The sequence below is a fragment of the Leptolyngbya sp. CCY15150 genome, assembly GCF_016888135.1.
In the GTDB taxonomy this organism is placed as follows: Bacteria; Cyanobacteriota; Cyanobacteriia; order RECH01; family RECH01; genus RECH01.
Window position 1 is genome coordinate 43,945 of sequence record NZ_JACSWB010000156.1, and the last position, 23,533, is coordinate 67,477.

Sequence of the window (23,533 nt, forward strand, 5' to 3'; positions counted from 1 at the left end):
GGCGTAGGAAGCAGATGCTTTCAAAGCCCCTCTCCCAAGGCGGTAGAGGGGTTTGGGGTGAGGGTCTTCGAGGTTTGTCTATTGGCCAACCTATGAGTGTCTTGATCCCGGCAGATGATCTCGGCAGAATGGATGCCAAGGGCAACTTTTTATCGGGTGTATCGGTCGGTGATACCAGAGTTAGCCATCCTGGGGCTGGCTCACTAACTATCCAGTGCTGTGAGTGTGTGGAAGCATTATGACTCGGTCTTTTCCCCAATGGCTACGGTCTAGAGCCATAGAGATATCTCGCCAGCCGACGGCGATCGCTGCCATTGCGTCGGTGGGCTTTCATGGTGCGCTTTGGTTTGTGATGCCCTTGCTGCCGGCTAATTCTGCCCCCGATGAGCCGGGTCTGCCAGAATCTGTAGCGATGGTGGAACTGACGCCAGAAGAGATGAGTCGGGTGCCCGATTTCAGCCAGTCTCAACGGCTGAGATTGCCGCCTGCTGGTGCTAATAGTGATCTGCCGGAGTTGGAGCAAGATTTTAACTCTGGTATCCAAGAGTTTGAGCTAGACAGTGATACGAGTCGTAACCAGAGTAGTTGGTATTCTCCCTACGACGACTACCTCTATGCGCCGCCGCCGGTCTATGTGCCATCGCCGCCGAGATCTAATTCCTACTCGTCTGGGACAACTCAGCGGCGATCGACCAGCCCAGCCCAGCCCCAGCCCCAATCTCCAGCAACTCAATCGCCGCCTGCCCAAACCCAGACTCCAGAGACTCAGCCTACGAACGATCCTCCAGCTTCGGCTCAGCAGCTAGAAGATAATCTGCAATATAGCGGCGAGACGACCAGCCTGCCTGATTTAATGGCGGCGAACCCCAACGACGTGGACAACGACGTGGAGGAGAGTGCTGAACCGGATGAAGCCGCTGGCGGGGATGAGGCCGTTGAGGACGATGGAGCCGTTGAGGACGATGGAGCGATCGCTGCCATCCAGGCTGAGCGAGACGCCATGAACGACGAACTCTCGGTCACGGAACTACTAGCCTATTCCGACCTAGGTACATCGCCTCAAGATGCCTCGGGGGCCTTAGGAACCTTTGTGGAGCGCTGGAGACCCACTCTAGAAGAGCAGGGCGTTGAGGAGTTTGCCCTAGGACAGTTAGAACTTACGGGGGACTTTCCTGGGTTGGCTTGTTCCCTAGAAGCGTCGCCTTTTTCTCGCTACGGCGTGGCGCTGGATGAAGCGGGTGAGTTGCTCGATGATCCGAGGTTGATTCAAAGTTCGGGATATCCAATCTTTAATCGATCGGCGTTGGAAACGTTGATGGAGTACGAGTTTGAGCCAAGTGATACAGCCCGGATCGAGCTGGTGACGGTGGTCTTTAATTACGATGAAGAGGTCTGTGCTCAGATTGCTTTGCCTGAGGGAGAGTCAAGCGATCGCGCTGAATCTAGCGAGACTATCTCAGAGGAGACTCAGGCGACTGATGACGCTCAAGATGATGCAGGCCTTGATGGAGATGAGCAAGAAGACTCTCCAGAGTGAGATCTATCGTGAGTCCACCGTGAGATCTACCGTGAGAGCCCTTTTGTGACCTATTCGGAACTCGATGGCTCCGGATGATCGTCCGGCTGCGGTGGATGAAAGTAGTCGTAAATCTGCTGGGCTAGCTTGGGGCCAATGCCCGATACTTCTCCAATCTGAGCGGGACTGGCCTGGCGAATGTAGTCGATGGAGCGAAAGTGGGCCAGCAGTTGCTTTTGGCGGTGGTGGCCTAGACCGGCGATGTCATCCAGGCGCGATCGCGTCATGCGATCGCTACGTTTTTGGCGATGGAAACTGACGGCAAAGCGGTGGGCTTCGTCGCGCAATCGTCGTAAAAGCTGCACGCCAGGCTGTTCTGCCTCGGTGGTCAACGGCAAGGATTCGCCAGGCAGAAAAAGCTCTTCCCGCTGTTTCGCTAGGCTGACAACCCGCACCTCATCAAGCAGGTTCATGTCTCGCAGCACCTTCACCACGGCGGAGAGCTGACCCTTGCCGCCGTCGATCATGATCAGGTCGGGAAAGTCGCTGACTTTATCGCTGGATTGATGGGGTAAGGGGGTAGGTGTGGGAGCGATCGCCCCTGGAGACTGGGCATAGCGGCGGAAGCGGCGCTGGATCACCTCGGCCATGCTGGCGAAGTCGTCGGAATGGCCGGCCCGCACCTGGGAAGATTTGATCTTGTAGTGGCGGTAGTGCTGCTTGGCGGGCAGACCGTCTACAAAGACGACTTGGGACGCGACGGCGTCGGAGCCTTGAATATGGGAAATATCGTAGCCTTCAATGCGGTGGGGGATATCGGGCAGGTCGAGCAGGTCGGCTAGGTCGAGGAGTGCCTGCTGGTTGCGATCGGCAAACCGCTGGGTGCGGGCCAGCTCATAGCCGGCGTTGCGTTCCACCATGTCTAATAAATCGGCTTTGCCCTGGCGCTGGGGAACGGCGATCGCCACCTTGCGCCCCCGTCGGCTGGAGAGAAATGCTGCCAGCATGTCAGCGTCAGGTAGCTCATGCTGGCAGAGGATTTCAGCGGGAATTTCCACTGCATCTACGGTTTGGTAATGGTCTTCCAACACCCGCTGGAGAATGGCACCGGGGCTGCCAGACTGAGCATCGGCGAGGAAGCCCAACCGGCCCACTAGCCGTCCTGCCCGGATTTGGAAAAGCTGGATGCAGGCATGGTGGTCGTCGGCCATAAGGGCGATCGCATCCCGCGATACCGTATCGTCCGATAGCGCCACCTTTTGGTCGGCTCCTAGAGACTGGAGTCCGCGAATTTGGTCGCGTAGACGAGCGGCTTGCTCAAAGTTGAGGTCTGCCGCTGCCCGTTCCATGTGCTCCGTGAGCAGGTCTTCTAGTTCACGGGTGCGCCCTTGGAAAATCATCGCCACCTTTTTGATGATCTTGCGATACTCCTCAGGAGTAATCAGGTGCTGGCAGACGCCTGGACAGCGGCCAATATCGTAGTTGAGGCAAGGACGATCTTTAAACAGCGGTTTGGGGCGTTGCCGCAGGGGAAAGAGGCGTTTGACAAGGCTGAGGGTGCTGCGCAGCACGTAGACATCCACGTAGGGGCCATAGTAGCGATCCTTCACCTGCCCCGATCGTCGCTTGCGGGTGATGAAGATACGGGGATAGTCTTCTGCCCAGGTGATGCAGAGGTAGGGATATTTCTTGTCGTCCTTGAGCAACACATTGAAGTGGGGCTGGTGCTGCTTAATCAAATTGGCTTCTAGGGCCAGGGCTTCGGCTTCGGTATCGGTGACAATAAACTCAATCTCCACCACCTGCATCACCATCAGGGCCGTGCGCGGGTTATGGTCATGGCGATCGCGGAAATAGGAACGCACCCGCGATCGCAGCTTTTTGGACTTGCCGATATAGAGAATATTGTCAGCGGCATCCCGCATGAAATACACGCCAGGGGTGAGCGGAATCTCTTTGAGACGCGCTTCTAACCGCTCGGGATGTTTCACCAGCGTGGGGGTTGTGGAGCCAGTGGTCACGGTAGGTTGAATAATCGTTGCTAGACAGTGGACAAGGGAGACTATCCTATAGCATAGCGAGAAGTGCTGCCGACCGAGGGAATCTGCATTCTGGCTGCTGCTTCCTGGCTAGATCCAGTGGTTTAGATCCAGATATCCGCAGGTTGTGGGATGCAGCACGGCCGGCTCGCGATCCTCAATCTTGTTATGGAGTATTCCAGATGTCTGCGGATTCAGACCTGACCCTAACCCGGATTTTAATCGTCGAAGATGATCCCATGATGCAGCTTGGGCTAGAGCAATCGCTCTCCAGTCAGCCTACGTTGACGGTCGTAGGACGGGCAGAGGATGGCTACACGGCGATCGCCCTGGCCAAAACTCTCACCCCCGATATTGTGGTCATGGATATCGGCTTGCCCCGTCTGGACGGTATTGCGGCTACCCAGCAGATTAAAACAGCCCTGCCGACAACGCGGGTGGTGATGCTCACCTCCCACACCTCTGAAACGGAGGTGATTAGTGCGTTGTCGAGTGGTGCGGATGCCTATTGTGTGAAGGGTACCAGCGTTGAAAGTCTACTGGCAGCGATCGCTGCGGCAACGGAGGGGGCCAGCTATCTCGATCCCCAAGTGGCCCGCTTAGTCATGGATCATCTCAAGCCGCCGACCCAGTCCTCTAGCGGCATGATTGGCCAACTATCGCAGCGGGAAATGGAAGTGCTGACCCTGATGGTGGAAGGGCATAGCAACCCAGAGATTGCCGCCCAGCTCTTTCTCAGCCCCAATACGGTGAAAACCCACGTGCGCGGCATTATGAACAAGCTAGCCGTGGATGATCGGGTGCAGGCGGCGGTGGTGGCGCTGCGATCGGGGCTGGTGCCCTAGTAACGCAAGATAGAAGAACGAAGATAGAAGAACGAAGACAGAAAACCGACAAGGAATTTTAGGACGAACAAGGTTGCCCGCCTCAGCACATAGGTGGGTTACTGACGCCTCGGAGTACAAGTTGCTGCCCTAGTTGCTGCCTAAAACAAACAGGCTGAGCATGGTGGCTCCGTTCCACAAGCTGTGGAGCACCATGGGGGCGAGCATGTTGCGCGATCGCGTATAGACCACACCCAAAATACAGCCGAGCAGCGTCAGAGGGAGAACTTCCGAGAGGCTGAGGTGGGCGATCGCAAACACCAGACCGCTGACTAAAATGGCTCCCCATACGGGGAAGTAGCGCGTTAAGGATGAGAGCAAGAAGCCGCGAAACAGCAGTTCTTCAAACACGGGCGCGGCGATGGAGGCCGTGAAGAAAAAGATGCTGAGGGAGATGGGATCGCCTTCTTCGAGGACAATTTGTAGCAGCGGATTACTGCCCCCTTGTCCCTGCCAAATTTGTTGATTGAGCAGCGACACTACAATCATCAGCGGTAGGGCCACAAAGTAGCCACCCACGCCCCAGGCCAGCCAGCGATCGCCCAAGCTAACGCGAAACCAGTCTTTGGGCAGGGGAAAATAGCTGCGAATGGATAGATAGAGCACCAGCAACCCCAAGCTGGACATGGAGAGGTAGTAGGTGAGGGTGTAGGCGGCCTTGGCGCGGATGCCAAAGGCCAAAAAGCTGAAGCCCACTAATCTCAGCAGTAGGGGAATGGCCAATTGCCCGACCAGGAAAAATCCTACGATCAGCACCTGCCAGATAATTTCCCAGTTCCAAGGCGTTTCCCAGGCCAGGCTACCGTTTTGGGCAAGAAGCGACTCGGATCCTTTCAAGACGCGCTGTACCACGATCACAATCAGCAGCACAATCCCAATCAAAGACCCCACCACCGGCATCAGACCAATCACCGCCAATTTACCTAGGGTTGATTGAGCGATCGCTTGCTGGAGCGTTTGTAGCTCTGTTAAGGCCTCGGTACGCTGCTGGAGGGTGTAGAGCCGGGCAAGGGACTGGTAGCGAAACCAGCCGTCTAGATTTTTTTGTACATTTGCCTCAGCTTCGGGCAAAATTCGGGCGGGCTGGCTCCAAAGTCCTGATAAAATTTCGGCGGTGAGCCCGAGGGACGGATCCGTGGCCGCTGCGGTGGATTCAGGACTCGGCGGGGGCGATCGCTCCATCACCTGCTGCCAAAGCTCTAGGGCCGATTGGGTCTCATCTTGATTGACCTGGAGAAGGCCGATGCGAACATCTAGTTGGTTCAGCAAACTCTGCTGCTGCTGAATGGCTCGCTGCAGGGTCTGTGTTGATTCGGCGGCGGCTGGCCTGGAAGGCGTGGCGATCGCTGGTGGACTGGCACCGGCTGCATTGGTGTTGAGATCATCGAGTCGTTTCTGAAAGCCCTGTAGAGACGTTTCGGCAGACTCCCGCACCTCTTGATATTGCTTCAGCGCGGTCGCAAGGGGATTCGCGCCCACCAGCACATTTTGCACCGGCGGGACGTCGCCGGCTTCGTTGCTGCTCGATACTATGTCCAATTCAGCCGCATTCAGCAGCAGATCGGTTTGGTAGAGCTGCAATCGGCTGGTGATTTGCGGTTCATTCCAACTTGCCAACAGTAGCGTGCTGACTTGCAGCACGACCAGTACCGTCAGAATGCCTAGAATTATTGGCCGCAACGGCATGGATCGTTGTTCCGTCATTCCCTCTCCCCGTCTCACTAGATCCTGACCAATGGCGGTTCTCGGAGACCTACGCCCTGGCACTGATTGGCATTATCGCACTGTTCGCGGAAGGGTTGTTATGGCCCCAAGGGGGGATAGTGCAGTGGATAGCTCAGGATAGAGCCAAAAAATAGGGGCATTGCCTAGCAATACCCCCTGGAAAACTATGATGCGCCCTAAGCTGCTACCGTGACTGGTTGGCAGCGATCGCCTTCAGCATCTATACCTTAAGCATCCATGGAGGGAGTGCGATGGCTGATGTTGTAGCACAGGGCCAAGAGCACACCGCCTGCAGCAAATTTCAGCACTTCTAGGACGAAGTAGCCTTGGTGCATAGCTGTCATGGCATCGGGTACGGTGGCAGCGTCAAAGAGGTTGAGATTGAGACCCAATTGGCTCATGGCTGGAGAAAAGACGTAGGTTTCCAGCAAGCAAATGCTCACCAGTACCGATGCGAGAGCGATCGCCCATTGGCGTGTGGTCGCTTGAATCACCTGGAGACGGGTGAGCAGCAACATGCTGGTGACCACCACGGCCGCCATGAGGAGCTCGACGCGGTTAAAAATCCAGAACATCAAATAGCCAGCGGAGGCAAAGTCAGGCTGGGTCATCATGCCCGTTAGGTAGAGGCTAGGCATCATGACCATATCGACCACGATGCTGCCCCCTAACCAAATGGCTAGAGAGGCTAGGGCCACAATGACCCAGCGGTTTGGACGAAAGGATGGTTGGGAAAGCGTAGCCATAGGATATCGACTCCATAATGCCTGTGGATGGTGTGGGTCAATCCATGCCCCATGGTTGGAGTGGAGAGATCACGGGGATGGCAAAACCTTTGATGGGATGACGGTTTCGCTCTAGCCCTCTAGTTGTACGATAGCGAAGTCATGGGTGGAAAACCGTGAATTTTCGTGTCACGCCAGTGTCCCAATGGGCTGGTATGGCTGGATTGAGTCTGATCGTTGGGCAGCGATCGCTCCGCTGCAGAATCGACCTGGATAGCCCAATCTCAGATGTACCAGAGGCTTGACCGATTGGATCGATGTTGCTGGAGCAGGGCTAGGATAGGAGCGATCGCTTTACGCATTGTTGCGATCGCTTCATGCATCTTTAAACATGCCTTGTTAGCAAGGGGTAGCTGATTGGGGAATTCAAGGCTAGAGGGGAGCGATCGCCCCGGTTCTGATGCCGCGCATCCTCCGCGCAACTTCCCCGCAACATTGCAGATGTCTAAAATCTCGCATATCTTAGGGTGACGGACGCCTCCAGCCGGTCTAACGTCCATTCAGCCGATGCCCCGAGGTGCTGGTCTCGTGCCGTTCCGCGATCATGGACTCCGTCAACCGTTGAGCAGATGACCCGCCCGCTCACGGCCCCCTGTGTTGCCCAAAGCTGGCTAATCTGTGTGTTCTATATCTAGGTTTTAGGGGTGGGTAGCTGAGCTACGGATCAATGCACCCATAGGATATATCGGGATCCATCCCATCGAGATCTATGGCATCGAGATCCATCGAGGGATAAGACTACGTTGGGGCATCCCTCGCCTCAAGGTTTGACCACTGCTGTGGCGGTGCGGATATGTTTAGAGTCTGTTAACGTCTGTTGAGGTGAATTGAGTCTGCGTCATGACTGAAGCCAACATTCCTCCCATGCATTCGTCGTCGTCCCAGGAGCAGACCTCTGCCGAGCGTCGTGATCCGGTGCAACACCATCGGGAAGCGCCCCCTCTCTCCGCCGTTGGGGATGAACCCACGGCCCATCTTGACGATTGGCAGTTGGTCGATTTTCCCAACGCCATTAGCATTGATGCCATGGAGCGGCGAGCGATGTACGACAGCGGCGATGTGCAGCCTCGGCTGACGACGACATCCCCAAGCGATCGCCCTCGACCCTTGACGGTGTTGCCCGATCTCTCTTCAACGGCTAGCACCGCCCCGCCCTCTTCCGATCCATCGGCCAGTGAGCCCCCTGCGCCACCGGAGGTGTCGGATCTGATTGCCTTAATTCAAGATCTCAACCAGTGTAATCATGCGTTGCTGGAGCGGGTGAATCAGCTTGAGGTCGCGTTAGACGATGCCCAGACGGCGGCGGGATTAGGGGGCGATCGCCCGGATTCTAGTTTGGAACCACCAGCCTTAGAACTAGCGGCCGATCAGCTATCCCCATCGCCTCAAGGGGAAGTGTCTCGCCAGCAGCAGCGTCAGCAGATCCGCATTGACACCCTCACGGCTCAGTTTACGAGTAGCCAGCAGCGCATTGCTGAGCTAGAGCGGGAATGTGCCCTGACCCAGCAGCGTTACCAAGCCCAGACGCAACATTTGACCGAGCTAGAAGCGGTTTGCCGAGACCTGCGATCGCGTCTCCATCGCCAGCAGCGCTATACGTTGCAGTTCAAAGTTGCTTTGGAAAAATCCCTAGAAGTGCCTCTGCCGAGCTATCTAGAAGGGGCGGAGGCCGCCGATGGCGAGGTGCCCGCGGTCTTGCAGGAAGCCAGGGGCATTCGTCCTTGGTCAGCCCAGGCCATTTCCGAGCATGTTTCCAAGATCGAAGCCCGTCTCCAGTCTGCCCTGCACGACGTGCCGCCCATCTCGGCAGAGGAGCCTCTGGATACCATGCTGCCGGTTTCGCCCCTTGTGGCTCCGCCCGCTACGCCACCGATTGATGTGTCCACGGAGTTGCCCAAGGATCTGACTGCGACGGATCTGGCTGCCGTCTCAGAGGCTGCCAAGGCTGTGCTCAGTCCTGTCAACAGCTTCGCCCAGACGCCTCTCCCGCCCAAGTTGACAGCCCTGTCCCAGGCAAAACGCAATCCGGAAGAGCCGTCCAGCTTGTCCTTGCCTGGGGAACAAGACAAACCGGCTCCCCTCGATCCTGCCTTGCTGCTACAGCTTGATGCGGCGGTGCAACCTTTGCTGGATTCGGTGATGGAGGTGATTAAGGCAGAGCAGCCAACCGGAGCGGCCGCTACGCCACCATCGGCTACACCGCCTGAGACGCCCAAGGCTCCGGAGGTCGAACTGGCCGTCGATGATGTACCGTTGTTTGAAGATCTCTCCGCAGACAGTACGGTTTCGCCTGAGGCAGAAGAGTCGCTGTGGCAAGATCTGGCGCGGCTGGTGGATATTTCCACCGATGATGTGGTGCAGGCGAGCCTATCGGGCAATTTTGATGCCTTTGCGGCGATTAACTACGACGCCGTGCCGGGGGGAACGTCGTCGAAGACTACGGCACCTAAGGCTGCTGGACGTCCGTCCTTGTCCTTGCCCCAAGAACAAGCGATCGCCCCACCGCCAACTCCACCAACTCCCCCAGCTCCCCCCTCTCCTACCCTAGAAACCTCCAGCCCTCGGAAGAAGCGGACGTCCCTAGCTTCGATTGATCTCCCCACCTTTCCCCGCGCTTAGAGCGTTGGGCTTGGGTTCGCCTAGAGTTGCATAGCCGAGGTGGATCTCTCCTGGCTGCAGGTGGCGATCGCTCTCCGTTTCAGCTTCCCGCACCTCCAGATCTCCCTGGGGTGAAATGCCGATCACCTGCACTTGCCGATCTCCTAGGGGTACCCATTGTCCGAGATGGCTGAGGAGCTCGTGGTAGTCAGGGGCGATCGCTGCCATGCCCACCTGCTGCCATAGGCCATAGGCGCTCAGGAGTCCCCACAGGACTTGGGCTACCACCTGTTCCATGGAGGGAAGAGGCGATCGCCCTTGGTCGATCAGCCAATCCTGCAGCGCGATGCCATGGGCTGGGGTGGCGTTCCTCCAGTTGAGCCCCACGCCGACCACGGCCTGCTGTACTTGACCTTGGCGCAGACGGGTTTCTGTCAAAATGCCGGCAAGTTTGCGTCCCTCGATCACCAAATCATTGGGCCATTTAATCTGCACCGGAATCGACCCCTGCCGCAGAGCCTGGGCAATGCCCCAACTACAGCAGAGGGTGAGCTGTTGCGCGGCCTGGGCACCGCAGTTGGGACGTAGCGCCACCGAGAGATAGATGCCCCCCGCTTCAGACTGCCACACCCGCCCGCGCTGCCCGCGCCCAGACTGCTGCTGCTGGGCGATGACGACGGTGCCCTCGGCGGCCCCTTGCTGCATGAGGTCTGCTAGGAAGAGGTTCGTAGATTCTAGAGTGCTGTAGGCGTAAATCTGAGGGGCGATCGCTGCCGTAGGGGCAAATCTAGGGGAGAGGCGGGTGCCGCTACGGTAGAGATGCTCCAGCTCTGTCTGCACGATCTGCTGCTGAAAGTCTGTCCAGATGGGCTCCGGCATGGGTAGGGCGTTGGGATTGACGAGATGATTTAGGGCGATTTAGATGGGTGCATCCCACTTTTATAGCCCTCACCCTAAATCCCTCTCCCAAGTCGGGCGAGGGACTTTGAATTCGGCTCCCCTTCTCCCTTTTTTTGGGAGAAGGGGTTGGGGGATGAGGGTCAACTTGCAAAACTGGGATGCACCCATTTAGATTGACTGTAATGGGGGCTTGTAGGACGTGACCAGGACTTCGGTGATCCTGCCCCGCCGCTGAGCATTGCAGTTGACCAAGCGAACCGCCGAAATGGTGTGGATATGGGCGCGATCGCAGGTGCTATAAAGGTCGCGAATGAAGGGACAGTCGGAATTGGATAGCATCACCTGGACGCCTCGTTCCGCTAAGGTGACAAAGGTTTGAAAGAGACGGCGTTGTTCGGCTTCGCCAAAGGCATAGCGGTTATAGCCGGTGAAGTTGCTGGTGGCGCTGATGGGATGGTAGGGCGGATCAAAATAGACAAAGTCGCGGGGAGATTGGGCAATGTCTAAAACATGGTCAAAGGTCTGGCGGGTAATGATGGCTCGTTGCAGCACCGCAGAGGCGGCGTAGAGAACATCGGGATCAAAAATTCCGGGATTTTTGTAGCGCCCCATGGGTACATTAAATTTCCCTTTGGAATTCTCGCGATACAGACCATTGAAGCAAGTCTTGTTGAGATAAATCAGCCTGGCTGCCCGTTCCTCGGGCGATCGCCCCTCGCTGGCCCGCACGTCGTAGTAATGCTCTGAACAATGGGCCCGTCGATGCTCTGCTAGGTGGTGGAGCACTTCATCCACGTTCTGCTGCACACATTGATAGACATTGACCAGTTCAGGGTTAATGTCAGTCAAATAGGCTTGACGCAGGTGGCTGGATAGGAAAAAAAAGACCGCCCCGCCCCCCAAAAAAGGTTCGTAGTAGGTGTCAAACTGCGTTGGGAAGAAGGCTCGATACTGCTGGAGCAACTGCCCCTTGCCGCCCACCCATTTTAAGAACGGTCGGGGCGCGATCGCAGCGGAGGAGGGACGGGGTAAGGACATGGGCATGGCTGAGGCAGCTCAGGGTTCGGGTTTGAAGCAGGAGAGACTGGTTAAACAGTAGCGCCCTGGAGGCAGGTATGATTCGTGTTGACTGATAGACTTGAGGTACAAAACACCATGGAATCTCTGACGGCGGGCTAGTGTTCCAGGCATTCAGTCCGTACAATGGGGAGAGACTAGCGCACCATGGTTGCGGTTTAGATATTAGACTTGCCCACAGGAGCCATCATTACTTGGGTCGTCTTGAGCGCTGCTTGGGCGCTACCTGGGCGATCGCGTCTGCTTGTATTGACAGTTTGTACTGACAGTGTACTATCCCAGTGGGCACCTGCGCACTTATTTTTATCCCACGATTATGCAAGACTTTTTTCAAAACGTTTCCCGCTATCCCCGTTATTTAATCACCTTTAGCCTGGGTGTGCTCTATACGTTTGTAAAGCCGTTGATTCCGCTGTTTGAACGGCCCACCACGGCGGTGGCTCTCGTGGGGCTCATGGTCGCTTCCTTTGCGTTTCTCACCTTTACTCTGCGGGCAATGCTAGGGTTGAATGCGGGCTAGTAACCCACCCCAAGATTAAACCTGTACCCGTTGGGAGGGACACCTATGGCAAAGAATCGTCGCGTAGAGCGCGTAGCCGAGCTGATTCGGCGCGAAGTCAGCCAGATGCTGGTTGCCGATATTAAAGATGAGCGGGTGGGGATGGGCATGGTGAGCGTCACGGATGTGGATGTGTCCGGCGATCTCCAACATGCCAAAATTTTTGTCAGCATTTACGGCAGTGATGAAGCCCGCACGGAAACCATGGAAGGGTTGCGGTCTGCCACAGGATTTGTCCGCAGTGAACTGGGAAAACGGGTGCGCCTCCGCCGCACGCCTGAGGTGCTGTTTGTGGAAGACCGGGGCATTGAGCGAGGCAGTCGAGTGCTGTCGTTGATCAATCAACTCAGCCAAAACCCGTCACTCCTCGACGATGAGCCCGCAGGGGCAGAGCCGGTGGCTGTGGATGACGCTGATGGTGACGACGCTGATGGTGGTGATGATTAAGGGCATAGCGTTGATCGCCTATCCTGCTGCGGTCGATCGGTTGAGCCGGTCGTGGCGGATGATGTTGGGGGCGATCGCCCGATGAGTTTGCCGGACTGGAACAGTCTGCCGCTGCCTCAACAGGTGGCGCAGATGATTGTGGTGCGAGCATCGGGCTACTGTTTTGATCATCAAATTCAGTATCCAGCCTTAGAACCGCCTGCAGAAACCCTGCGCCACTGGATCCAAAGCCTGGGGGTGGGGGGCGTCATTCTCTTGGGTGGCAGTGCGGTGGAACTGGCAGTGCGATCGCAGCAGTTGCAGGATTGGGCCGCGGTTCCCCTCTTGCTGGCAGCAGATATTGAGGAAGGGGTGGGTCAGCGCTTTAGTGGAGCCACCTGGTTTCCGCCGCCTATGGCCCTAGGGGCGATCGCTGGTCATGATCTGCAGGGAGCGATCGCTGCCGCGACGGATTTCGGGGCAATCACGGCCCAGGAGGCCCTGGCAATTGGCCTGAATTGGATCCTGGCTCCGGTGGTGGATGTCAATTCCAATCCCTTAAATCCGGTGATCAATGTTCGGGCCTTTGGCGATCAGGTTGAGGTCGTGGGTCGGCTGGCGGCTGCCTTTGTGCAAGGGGCTAAGCAGCAGGCCATTCTCACCACCGCCAAACATTTTCCTGGCCATGGCGACACCACCACGGATTCCCATCTCGATCTGCCGATTTTACCCCACAGCTTAGAACGGCTGCAGGCGCTAGAATTTCCGCCCTTCCAGCAAGCGATCGCTGCGGGCGTTGATGCGGTGATGACGGCCCATATTCAAATTCCGGCCCTCGATGCCAACTATCCCGCCACCCTCTCTCCCCTGCTATTAACCCATTGGCTACGGCGGCAGTGGGGGTTTGAAGGGTTGATTGTGACCGATGCTTTGGTGATGGGAGCGATCGCCCGCCGCTATGGGCCCACCGAGGCGGCGATCCAGGCGATTCGAGCGGGAGCCGATTGTTTGCTGATGCCCGCGGATCCGGTGGCCACGGTGCAGGCGATTTGCCAGGCGGTGGATGCTGGGGAGCTACCCCTAGAGCAGATCCACGCATCCCTCGATCGCCTCTGGCAGGCCAAGCACCGCATCCTCGGTCATCGTCTACCGGCGGGCGATACCTCCCATCAGTGGGAAACCCTGCCACCGCCGCCGTTGGTGTTGGATGCCATCGCCACACCTCAGGCGATCGCCACGGTGCAGACCATTCTTGAGCAGTCTGGCGATCGCCAGGGCTCGTTCCCCATAGACGGACTCAAGCCTGATGAGCTGGGCTGGAACGTAATTTTGGTGGATAGCCTGGTTCATTGTCCATTCCTAGGGCTCACCAGTTCAGCGATCGTCATACCTGAGCAACGCGGCTATGCCCTGCGGCTCATTGATCCTCACAGCCCCTGTCAGCCGGGCGCAATTCTGCCGGCCCGCCCTACCATCGTGCAGCTTTTTGTGCGGGGTAATCCTTTCCGAGGGGCAGCCGGTCTCACCCAGTTTGCCCAGCAGTGGCTGGCGGCATTGCACCAAACCTGTCCTATTCAAGCCTTGCTGATCTACGGCAGTCCCTACGGAGTTGCGGCCTGTCAATCGGCAACGAGCCCCGATCTACCCTACCTATTTAGCTATGGGCAAATGCCCCAGGCCCAGTCCCTACTCATGGGCCAGCTCTTCGGCGCTATACAGTCCAACGCAGGGCGATCGCTGCCCTTCACCGACTAGCGCTAGGGATACCTGATCGCGAACCTTAAGGATGGCGGCGCATAAACATCGAGGTATCTTCAGAGCCAACGGCCGTGGAGTCTCGCGCTTCATCCTCTTGCGATGTCCAGAGATCCTCTGCATCTTGATATTCCGGATCGAGCGGCATGGTGGGAGGTGCGTCTGCCAGGCTCACCTGGGTCAACACATCGGGAGATAGTTCACTGAGCTGCTGGATAGCTTGGGTGACAAAAAACGTAAACGTTAAGCTGCCCAAACGCACCTGATCGCCATCGGCTAGGGGGCGATGCTGACGCAACATCTCGCCATTCACAAAGGAGCCATTGCTGCTGCCCAAATCACGCAGATAAAAGCCTTCTTGAGGAATATATTCAATCGATGCATGATATCGAGACAAACGGCGATCGCGAATGGGTACATTCACCCGGCGCGAGTCTCGGCCAATCGTCCATATATGTTGAGGCTGGGCAAAGGCTTGGCTCCGACTGCCCACTAAATTGGTGATAATATAAGCTCGTTGCCCTAAAACCATGCCTTGCACGTAGGGAAACATGGCCCCTCGCAAAGAGCGGGCTCCAGATATTTCTAAGTTTAAAATCTCATCCAGCAGTCCTCGGTTTTGCTCATAGAGCCTTAAGAAGACCTGGTAGAGTCCCAAGCGTTGGTTGAGTTCGGGATCGGGTTGTATGTCTAGAGCTTGTATAGATTGCGATGCCAAAAATTGGGGGTCTATCATAGCGTCGTGGGGTTGAATGCTTCATGAAAGGGTTGACTCAGGTGAAGAACAGCGAGACCTACGTTGCAACTCTCTGTGAAATCAAACTTGAGCGGAACTAGGTCGCGATCGCAACCTGCAAAACTCATAGCTAAATCAATCGTGCCTCTGCATGATGGAGATCTACTTCTATTCTGTCAGTTTCTCCAGAGAGGCTCTACAGTTTGACATGTCTGCTGACAAAGAGCCGGTAGACTATCAAAAACATCAACAATTTATGTGGTTTTCGATACAAAAGCTATGGGTGTGAGAGCGGCTACCCGAGCTGGGGGATGCTCCCCAGCCTCTAGCTTTAGACTTGCATTTCCCTAAAAGGGTTGCCTTAAGAATCGGAGCAGCTCCCGATTCACGGTTTGGGGGGCTTCCTGCTGAATCCAGTGACCACACTGAGGAATTAACTTCAGTTGAAACGGTGCATCGACCAAGGCTCCTAATCCTTGGCTCAGCCGTTTATGCAAAAAGTGGTCATCTTCTCCCCAGAGCACCAGGGTGGGGGTGGTGACAGGCTTAGGCGATCGCTCCCATTGACGCAGCCAGGCGCTAGGAGCCATGAGTTGGCGATAGTAGTTGAGGGCTGCGGAGAGTGCCTGGGGCTTAGCGAGAGCCGCGCAATAGATTTCAGTATCTGCTGTAGTAAATGCACCTTTCCGAATGGATAGATCCTGAAACAAACGGGTGACAAACTCCCGCAGGTTTTGCTGAATAATCCACTCGGGTAGCTCTGGCACTTGGAAGGCAAGTAGGTACCAGCTTCGCCATAGCTGATCGAGGTTGCCCACGATGTCTCGGACGAATTGTTGGGGATGGGGAGCATTCAAAATCGCTAGGCGATGGAGATGCTGCGGTAGGGTTTGGGCAAAATGCCAAGCAATCACACCGCCCCAGTCATGGCCAACAATATGGGCTTTGCGATAGCCTAGTCCTTGAATGAGCCCTTGAATGTCGGCAATTAACGTGTCGAGGTCATATCCAGTCAGGGGTTTGTCTGAGTCGTTGTAGCCCCGTAGATCGGGTACAACAACCTTAAAGTGGCGGGACAAGGCAGGGATTTGTCGCCGCCATGAATACCAAAACTCGGGAAACCCATGCAGAAGCACCACCAGCTCCCCCGTGCCTTGAGTCACGCAATGGAGGCGGATCCGGTTGGTTTCTACAAAGCAGTGATGCCAAACTGAGTTGGCTAGGGGCGGCAGCACCGCACTGGGACTGGACATAGCTTAGACCGTTAAGTTCAACAGGGTAAAAGAGCGAACTGTCACAGGTGTACGCTGAAGCTAATGCAAACGGTTTGGAATTAAACGGTTTGGCATAAACAGGATGGATGATCAATATCAGCGAAGTTCCTATGGGCACATCTCTTGTGGCTTAGACACCCTTGACATCCATGATGTCTAGCATGGAGATGGCTGGCTTAATGGGTAGATGTTGATGCCCATCAACGGTTGAGAATTACTAAGGTTGAACCTCTCTCAACGTAATGAAGCAACTAGCCTATGGACGTATTGTTCTTTTCCAAACTTACCATTTTAAGACCCTGTTCTCGCTCCGTACTCATGCTGAAGTTTGGGGGCTCAATCTACAACAAACGGCGGGACATTTTAAAGCGGTTGCGTCAGTCTAGCCAATATTCAATCTAGCCAATATTCAATCTAGCCAATATAGGTCAAGGTAGTATGCTCCGATCAGAGTTGCGAATTGTGTCGCTCATTCCCAGTGCTACAGAACTGGTGGCTGCCCTGGGGTTGACCGACTATTTAGTAGGACGTTCCCATGAATGTGACTACCCGCCTAGCGTCACGACGCTGCCGATATGTACTCAGCCAACGTTTGATCCCCAGGGCAATAGTGCAGTGATTCACGATCGCGTCACCCTGCTGCTGCAAAAGGCTCTGAGTGTCTATCGGGTTAAAACCGATGTGCTCGAACACCTGCGCCCTACCCATATTCTCACCCAAGCCCAATGTGAGGTTTGTGCGGTGAGCCTAGCGGAGGTGGAGCAGGCGGTGGCGGGTCTCACCACGATTCAGCCTAAAATTTTGTCGCTGCAGCCGGCCTGCTTCAGCGATCTGTGGGACGACCTACGACGGGTGGCAGCCATGCTGGGGGTGTCGGCTGATGCTGTGGTGGCGGCGCTGCAGGAGCGGGTGGCGGCCTGTGCGCAAACGACCCAGGATCTGGCGGAGAGCGATCGCCCCTCGGTAGTTTGCATTGAATGGATGGAACCTTTGATGGCAGCGGGAAACTGGGTGCCAGAACAGGTGGCGATCGCCGGTGGACGCTCCTGTTTTGGCAAGGTTGGGCAGCATTCACCGTGGCTAGAGTGGGCCGATCTACAGCGGGCGGATCCGGATGTGATGGTTGTCATGCCCTGTGGTTTTGGCCTCGATCGCATCCGGCAAGATATGCATCTGCTCACCCAGCGATCGGGCTGGTCGGCCCTGCGGGCGGTGCGCCATAACCAGGTGTATCTGGTGGATGGCAATCATTATTTCAACCGTCCAGGGCCTAGGCTGGTGGATTCGCTAGAAATCTTGGCTGAACTCATCCATCCCCAACGGTTTTCCTATGGCTATGGGCCGCAAACCTGGCAACGCTGGGAGGCGATCGCATCTCTCCCGTAAACCACCCGACGAGATAACCAGCCCCTTTCGATTAGGATGGTGAAGGATAATGGCGCATACCCCTTACCGCCTGTCGTATCCTAAAGTCTAATCACGTCCTTGGTAGCCAACTCTATCCGCCTGTATCATCTATGACCTCTGGGATCTCTCGCTCATCAACCCCGCAGTCCAGTCTGCCAGCTTGGGTGCCTCGGCTTTCGGTGATGGATCGGTACATCATGCTGGAGTTGGTGCTGCCCTTTTTGTTTGGCGTTGGGCTATTCACCTCTCTCGGCGTCTCTGTTGGCGCTGTTTTTGATTTAATTCGCCGGGTCACCGAATCTGGACTGCCAATTCAGCTTGCCCTTGAGATCTTGCTGCTGAATATGCCGCAGTTCATTGCCTATTCGCTGCCCATGTCAACGCTGCTGGCAACGCTGATGACCTATAGCCGGCTGGCGGCAGATAGTGAACTGGTGGCCCTGCGCAGTTGTGGGGTCAGTGTGGTGCGGTTGGTGGTGCCCAGCATTATTTTGAGTTTGGTGATTACGGCTTGTACCTTTGCGTTCAATGAAATGATTGTGCCAGCGGCTAATTACCAAGCTGCTGTGACCTTAGAGAATGCCTTAAACAACGATCGCCTCCCCTTTCGGGAAGAGAATATTGTTTACCAAGAGTACAACCCGGTGCAGATTGAGCCGGGTAAGCGGCAAAATGTGCTGACTCGCTTTTTCTATGCGCGGGAGTTTGATGGTGAACGCATGGGCGGCGTGACGTATCTCGATCTCTCTCGACCTGACACGAGCCAGATTGCTATTGCTCAGTCGGCAGAGTGGAACTTGGAAAGCAATGTCTGGGATTTTTATGATGGCACCATCTATCTAGTGTCGGCTGATGGGCGATTTCGCAACATTGTCACCTTCGAGCAGCAGCAAATTACCCTGCCGCGCACGCCCCTCGATCTCGCCTCTCGCCGTCGAGACTATGGTGAGATGAATATCTTAGAGTCCCAAGAAGAGCTGGCGCTGGTTGAGAAAACGGGCGATACCGATCGCATTCGCAAACTACGGGTGCGGATTCAGCAAAAATATTCTCTGCCTTTTGCCTGCATAGCACTGGGCTTGGTGGGTGCGTCCTTGGGGAGTCGTTCGAGCCGCACGGGCAGAGCCACAAGCTTTGCCATCAGCGTCTTGATGATTTTTGGGTACTACCTCCTAGCCTCCATTACGGGAGCGATCGCTCAAACGGGTGCCATATCTCCTGTTTTAGGGGCTTGGCTACCCAATTTTCTAGGGATTGCTGTGGGGATCGGGTTGCTGCTGCGGTTCTCACGCTAACTCGATGATCTGGACGATCGGGCTTGTAGCCTATGCACTAATCAAGCCTGATTTGCTCGATCACGGCGATCGCCCCCTCGTCGGTCACTGTCCAGACGTCATAGTTGCCGACCACATCGCCATACTCATCGATATCCACATTCCCGCTGGCTCCTTGGTAGTTAATCGCTGTTCCCTCCCGCAAGAGCGCTAGCCCCTCGCAAACATCACTCACCTCCACGCCATCGCCCCCAGCAACCGAGCGCAGCTCAGCCATGATCGCCTCGCCATCATGGCTGCCAGCAGCTTGGGCTGCCAAGATCAGCAAAGCACCTGCATCCCAGGCATGGGGGACAAAGGCACCGATACTCGTGTCTTGGGTTTCCTCCCACAGGGCGGTCAATGCCTCAAGACCGGTACCACTGGCCCCCGGCACAGTACCGATCGCTCCCGACACAATGTAGCTGCCGTCTGCTGTTTGCCCTACATCGTCAGGAAATGACTCGGTTTTGACGCCATCAGTGAGCAGGAGCTGGACGCCATCGGTCAATCCCTGTTGGTAGGCCGATCGCAGCAGTAGGCTACCGGTTTCTGGATAGAGTATGGCTAGAACGGCATCGGGAGAGTCCCCAAAAGCTGCTGCGATCTCGGAGTCAAACGTGGTGGCTTTGGGGTCGTAACGCGTGGGATTGGCTTGATTGATCACCGTGCCGCCCAGGTTTTCAAACGCATTCACAAATGCCTGCTCAAACCCTACGCCATAGTCATTGTTGATGGCGATCGTGGAGATGCGATCGTAGCCGCGATCGATCGCCAACTGGGCCAGGGCTGCTGCTTGATAGCGATCGGGGGGGGCAGTGCGGGCCCAGTAGCCCCGAAAGTCGTCTTCTTTGGCCCGCTCTGTGAAGATCGGGCTGGTGCTGCCAGGCGAAAGGAGCGGAATCCGGTTGCGCACCGCCACATCCACGGCTCCGCTGGAGACACTGCTAGCGATGGCACCCACCACCCCATGCACTCGATTCACCTCAACCAGTTTGCTCATGGCTTCCATGCCTGACCCAGGATCGGTCTGAGTATCTTCAATGATTAAGGTGACGGGAGCCTGGTTGACGCCGCCGCAGGCATTCACCTGATCAACTAGGAGCGGCAAGACGGCAACCATGGGCTGCCCAACTGGAGCTAGATCGCCGGTGATGGGCAACAGCACCCCCAGCTTCAGCCCTTCATCTAAGGTGGCTGGCTGGAGGGAGGTAGTTGTAGCTGGATTGGAGGGATTGCCCGGCTGGCAGGCGGTTAACAGCGGTAGCACGGCCATCCCTAGGACTACAAAATTTTTCAGGGGCATGGTTAGGGTTGAGTACATCTAAAGGTTAGGCATGGGGATAGGGAGCCAGACGCCGAGGTGGAAGGAAGTTTATGAGATCTGCTGGGGGGCGATCGCCCTCTAATCTCCGTAGCTCCACGGTAGATGCTCTCCTCGATCGGTGGGTTGGCGTTGAGGGCTGATAGCCCCCAGCACCAAGGTGCGGTGCGGTGGGCTTTCCACTCGTCTTTAACTCAGATTTAAGGTGCAATTGGTTCCATGGATCACCCTTGAACGTAACAAAACTTATACCAACTCTCAGGAAGGATACCGTTATCTTCTATGATTGCCTACAAGACATTCGGTTGGCCCTTGTCACACTTTTTAATAAAGTCGTGTGGTGAACCCGAAACGTTTTACTCTAAAGACTGAGTTTATTAACCCTGGGTCGTCGTTTCGGTGAATCTTAGCCAGCGATCGCAACTTGATAGCTTGCGCCGACTGGAGACCGAAAAGTGTTTACCTGGTGACACTCCGGGCAGATTTAGATGCAAGTATGAAACTAAGGGAGCTTTTGAAATCCGATGAGTGTTAAGGCAAGTGGTGGAAGCTCTGTTGCACGTCCGCAGCTATATCAAACCCTACCCGTTGCAACTATCTCTCAGGCTGAACAACAAGATCGCTTCTTGGGGCGCGGAGAACTCAGTGAGCTATCTCGCTACTTTGGGTCTGGGCTAAAGCGACTAGAAATATCAGAAATTTTAACTAGAAACTCAGAATTAATCGTTTCCCGCGCTGCAAACCGCATTTTCGTGGGAGGCTCACCGTTAGCCTTCTTAGAAAAGCCCATCGACGAAGACGTCGTGGCTGCAGTGACCATGGGTGGTCAAGAAATGAACACCCAGGAATCCATGAAACTGGGTACGGCCACCTACGTTGAAAGCGGTGGTGGGTTTCTAGAAGGGTTGCGATCGCTCTTTAGCGCAACCAGCAGCGGCCCCGTGCCGGCTGGGTTCCGCCCCATTAACGTGGCTCGCTATGGCCCCAGCAACATGCAGAAGTCTCTGCGTGACCTGAGCTGGTTCCTGCGCTATGTCACCTACGCGATCGTGGCAGGGGATCCCAATATCATTTCCGTCAACGTGCGCGGGTTGCGGGAAATTATTGAAAACGCCTGTTCTGGGGTAGCCACATTGGTAGCCCTGCGGGAAATGCGTCAAGCTGCCCTAGGCTACTTCAAGAAAGATCTGGATGCCGCTTCTGTTGTCGCCCAATACTTTGATGTCTTGGTGACCGAGTTTGAAGCGCCGACGCCGTCCAACAAAGTGCGTCAGCGTCCCTCGTCTGATCAGCAAGGTTTGGCATTGCCTCAGATTTACTACAACGCTTCGGAGCGCCGTCCTGTCTACGCCATGAAGCCAGGGCTCTCCAGCGGGGAGAAAATCGATGTCGTGAAAGCGGCCTACCGGCAAATCTTTGAGCGCGATATCACCCGCGCTTATTCTTTGTCCTTGTCTGATCTAGAGTCGAAGGTGAAGAACGGCGATATCTCCATGAAGGAGTTTGTCCGCCGCCTAACCAAGTCGCCTCTTTATCGCAAGAACTTCTTTGAGCCCTATATCAACAGCCGTGCGCTGGAACTAGCCTTCCGGCATATCCTCGGTCGTGGGCCCAGCAGCCGTGAAGAGGTGCAGCGCTACTTTGCGATCGTGTCTCAGGGCGGTCTATCTGCCTTGGTGGATGCGTTGGTAGACTCCCAAGAATATTCGGATTACTTCGGAGAAGAGACGGTACCCTACCTGCGCGGTCTAGGGCAAGAAGCTCAGGAATGCCGCAACTGGGGGCCTCAGCAAGATCTGTTTAAGTACAGTGCGCCGTTCCGCAAGATTCCTCAGTTCCTCACCACCTTTGCCTCCTACAACCAGCCCTTCCCAGATCAACACCCCTACGGCTCGGGGAACGATCCGCTGGAAATTCAATTTGGCGCAATTTTCCCCAAGGAAACTCGCAATCCCAGTACCAGCCCTGCGCCCTTTGGTAAAGATACTCGCCGGATTTTGATTAATCGTGGCCCGGGCATCAACAACCAACTGAGCAATCCGGGAGCACGAGGCGTTGCACCGGGAACCCTTGGGCCCAAGGTCTTCAAGCTCGACCAAATTCCTACCACCGCTAACGCCAGCATCAAGTACACAGAAAGCTCCACCCAAGCGGTGATTCGGGCCGCCTACCTACAGGTGTTTGGCCGCGATGTCTATGAAGGACAGCGCTTGAAGGTGGCAGAAATCAAGCTGGAGAACGGGGACATTACCCTGCGGGAATTCATCCGCATGATTGCCAAGTCAGAGCCCTTCCGTAAGCTCTACTGGACGTCGCTCTATGTGATGAAGGCGGTTGAATATATCCACCGTCGTCTTCTGGGTCGCCCCACCTACGGTCGTCAAGAAACCAACAAGTATTTCGATATTTGCGCTAAGCAAGGTTTCTATGCGCTGGTGGATACAATCATCGACAGCCCAGAATATGCAGAAGCTTTTGGGGAAGACACCATTCCCTACGAGCGCTATGTGACGCCGAAGGGGCTGGCTCTACGCACCTCCCGTGTGGGCAGCATTGGCGACAAGAACGCCAAGATCATCAAGGAAGAAACCCCACGCTTTGTGGAATTGGGTGGTGTTTCTAACCTGCGGACGGAGCCGGACGTGACCTTCCGGGTGGCTCAAGGGGTGAGCAAGCGCCGCGAGCAAACCAAGGTCTTCAAGCTGACTCGGGCTCAAGATGCGGTGCAGGTGCAAACGGTGATTGCCGCTGCCTATCGCCAGATCTTCGAGCGGGATATTGCGCCATACATTGTTGAAAATGAATTCACGGTGCTTGAAAGCAAGCTAGCCAACCTTGAGATCAACCTCAAGGAGTTCATTGAAGCTCTAGGATGCTCGAAGCTCTACATCAAAGAGTTTTACGCGCCCTACCCCAACACCAAGGTGATTGAGCTGGGTACCAAGCACTTCTTGGGCCGGGCTCCCCTCGACCAAGCTGAAATCCGTAAGTACAACCAGATTTTGGCGACGGAAGGGATTCGTAGCTTCATTGGTGCCATGGTGAACAGCATGGAGTATGTGCAAACCTTTGGTGAAGATGTGGTGCCCTATAACCGCTTCCCCACCCTGCCTGCAGCCAACTTCCCCAACACCGAGCGGCTCTATACCCAGCTCACGAAGCAAAATCGGGATCTAGTCGTGCCTAGCTTTACCCCGGTGGTGCCTCGCATGGGA

The 23,533-nt window shown here is 55.8% G+C and carries 16 protein-coding genes and 1 pseudogene; 9 read left to right on the forward strand and 8 right to left on the reverse strand.

Annotation, left to right across the window (positions count from 1 at the left end; translation table 11 throughout):
- The first annotated feature begins 238 nt into the window (after positions 1-238).
- Positions 239-1,537, forward strand: a complete 1,299-nt coding sequence (locus tag JUJ53_RS07520; RefSeq protein ID WP_204151379.1) for a hypothetical protein — start codon at positions 239-241, stop codon at positions 1,535-1,537.
- Between the two features lie 50 nt (positions 1,538-1,587).
- On the opposite strand, the gene uvrC is transcribed toward JUJ53_RS07520, so the two are convergent.
- Positions 1,588-3,537: an excinuclease ABC subunit UvrC gene (gene uvrC / locus JUJ53_RS07525; RefSeq protein WP_204151380.1), complete on the reverse strand. Its 1,950-nt coding sequence runs from the start codon at positions 3,535-3,537 to the stop codon at positions 1,588-1,590.
- Between the two features lie 200 nt (positions 3,538-3,737).
- Between uvrC and JUJ53_RS07530 the strand changes: the two genes are divergently transcribed.
- On the forward strand, positions 3,738-4,400 hold the full coding sequence (locus JUJ53_RS07530; protein ID WP_204151381.1) for a response regulator transcription factor: 663 nt from the start codon (positions 3,738-3,740) through the stop codon (positions 4,398-4,400).
- Positions 4,401-4,529: 129 nt separating this feature from the next.
- Here the strand turns inward: JUJ53_RS07530 and JUJ53_RS07535 are convergent, their stop codons facing one another.
- A complete protein-coding gene (locus JUJ53_RS07535; RefSeq protein ID WP_239124858.1) occupies positions 4,530-6,143 on the reverse strand; it encodes a type II CAAX endopeptidase family protein in 1,614 nt (537 codons plus the stop codon).
- Positions 6,144-6,391: 248 nt separating this feature from the next.
- Positions 6,392-6,910, reverse strand: coding sequence for a DUF4149 domain-containing protein (locus JUJ53_RS07540; protein ID WP_204151382.1), 519 nt, complete (start codon positions 6,908-6,910; stop codon positions 6,392-6,394).
- An 879-nt stretch (positions 6,911-7,789) separates the two neighbouring features.
- Here JUJ53_RS07540 and JUJ53_RS07545 point away from each other — a divergent pair.
- Positions 7,790-9,568, forward strand: coding sequence for a hypothetical protein (locus JUJ53_RS07545; protein ID WP_204151383.1), 1,779 nt, complete (start codon positions 7,790-7,792; stop codon positions 9,566-9,568).
- On the opposite strand, the gene JUJ53_RS07550 is transcribed toward JUJ53_RS07545, so the two are convergent.
- Positions 9,530-10,426 carry a biotin--[acetyl-CoA-carboxylase] ligase gene (locus tag JUJ53_RS07550; protein ID WP_204151384.1) on the reverse strand — a complete coding sequence of 299 codons (897 nt, stop codon included), beginning with the start codon at positions 10,424-10,426 and terminating at the stop codon, positions 9,530-9,532. The two genes, JUJ53_RS07545 and JUJ53_RS07550, sit on opposite strands and share 39 nt — an antisense overlap.
- A 189-nt stretch (positions 10,427-10,615) precedes the next feature.
- Positions 10,616-11,485: a DNA adenine methylase gene (locus JUJ53_RS07555; RefSeq protein ID WP_204151402.1), complete on the reverse strand. Its 870-nt coding sequence runs from the start codon at positions 11,483-11,485 to the stop codon at positions 10,616-10,618.
- Positions 11,486-11,840: 355 nt separating this feature from the next.
- On the opposite strand from JUJ53_RS07555, the gene JUJ53_RS07560 reads away from it, so the two are divergent.
- Genes JUJ53_RS07560 through JUJ53_RS07570 form a run of 3 tightly spaced genes read left to right on the forward strand, consistent with a single transcriptional unit; the run spans position 11,841 to position 14,264 of the window.
- Positions 11,841-12,044 (forward strand): DUF751 family protein, encoded by a 204-nt coding sequence (locus tag JUJ53_RS07560; RefSeq protein ID WP_204151403.1) that lies wholly within the window; start codon positions 11,841-11,843, stop codon positions 12,042-12,044.
- 45 nt (positions 12,045-12,089) lie between these two features.
- Positions 12,090-12,530, forward strand: a complete 441-nt coding sequence (gene rbfA, locus JUJ53_RS07565; protein WP_204151385.1) for a 30S ribosome-binding factor RbfA — start codon at positions 12,090-12,092, stop codon at positions 12,528-12,530.
- 51 nt (positions 12,531-12,581) lie between these two features.
- Positions 12,582-14,264 (forward strand): glycoside hydrolase family 3 N-terminal domain-containing protein, encoded by a 1,683-nt coding sequence (locus JUJ53_RS07570; RefSeq protein ID WP_343327912.1) that lies wholly within the window; start codon positions 12,582-12,584, stop codon positions 14,262-14,264.
- 25 nt (positions 14,265-14,289) lie between these two features.
- Here the strand turns inward: JUJ53_RS07570 and JUJ53_RS07575 are convergent, their stop codons facing one another.
- Together JUJ53_RS07575 and JUJ53_RS07580 are read right to left on the reverse strand one after the other, a co-directional pair.
- A complete protein-coding gene (locus tag JUJ53_RS07575; protein WP_204151386.1) occupies positions 14,290-15,000 on the reverse strand; it encodes an FHA domain-containing protein in 711 nt (236 codons plus the stop codon).
- Positions 15,001-15,347: 347 nt separating this feature from the next.
- The gene (locus JUJ53_RS07580) at positions 15,348-16,253 is read right to left on the reverse strand and encodes an alpha/beta hydrolase (protein WP_204151387.1); all 906 of its coding nucleotides are present in this window, start codon (positions 16,251-16,253) and stop codon (positions 15,348-15,350) included.
- A gap of 459 nt (positions 16,254-16,712) precedes the next feature.
- On the opposite strand from JUJ53_RS07580, the gene JUJ53_RS07585 reads away from it, so the two are divergent.
- Both JUJ53_RS07585 and JUJ53_RS07590 read left to right on the forward strand, forming a co-directional pair.
- Positions 16,713-17,660, forward strand: coding sequence for a cobalamin-binding protein (locus tag JUJ53_RS07585; protein WP_204151388.1), 948 nt, complete (start codon positions 16,713-16,715; stop codon positions 17,658-17,660).
- Between the two features lie 203 nt (positions 17,661-17,863).
- Positions 17,864-18,976, forward strand: a complete 1,113-nt coding sequence (locus JUJ53_RS07590; RefSeq protein WP_204151405.1) for an LptF/LptG family permease — start codon at positions 17,864-17,866, stop codon at positions 18,974-18,976.
- Positions 18,977-19,013: 37 nt separating this feature from the next.
- On the opposite strand, the gene JUJ53_RS07595 is transcribed toward JUJ53_RS07590, so the two are convergent.
- A complete protein-coding gene (locus tag JUJ53_RS07595; protein WP_343327914.1) occupies positions 19,014-20,270 on the reverse strand; it encodes an ABC transporter substrate-binding protein in 1,257 nt (418 codons plus the stop codon).
- A 572-nt stretch (positions 20,271-20,842) separates the two neighbouring features.
- Between JUJ53_RS07595 and JUJ53_RS07600 the strand changes: the two are divergent.
- Positions 20,843-23,530 (forward strand): annotated as a pseudogene (locus JUJ53_RS07600) (phycobilisome rod-core linker polypeptide); the annotation flags it as partial.
- Between the last annotated feature and the right edge of the window lie 3 nt (positions 23,531-23,533).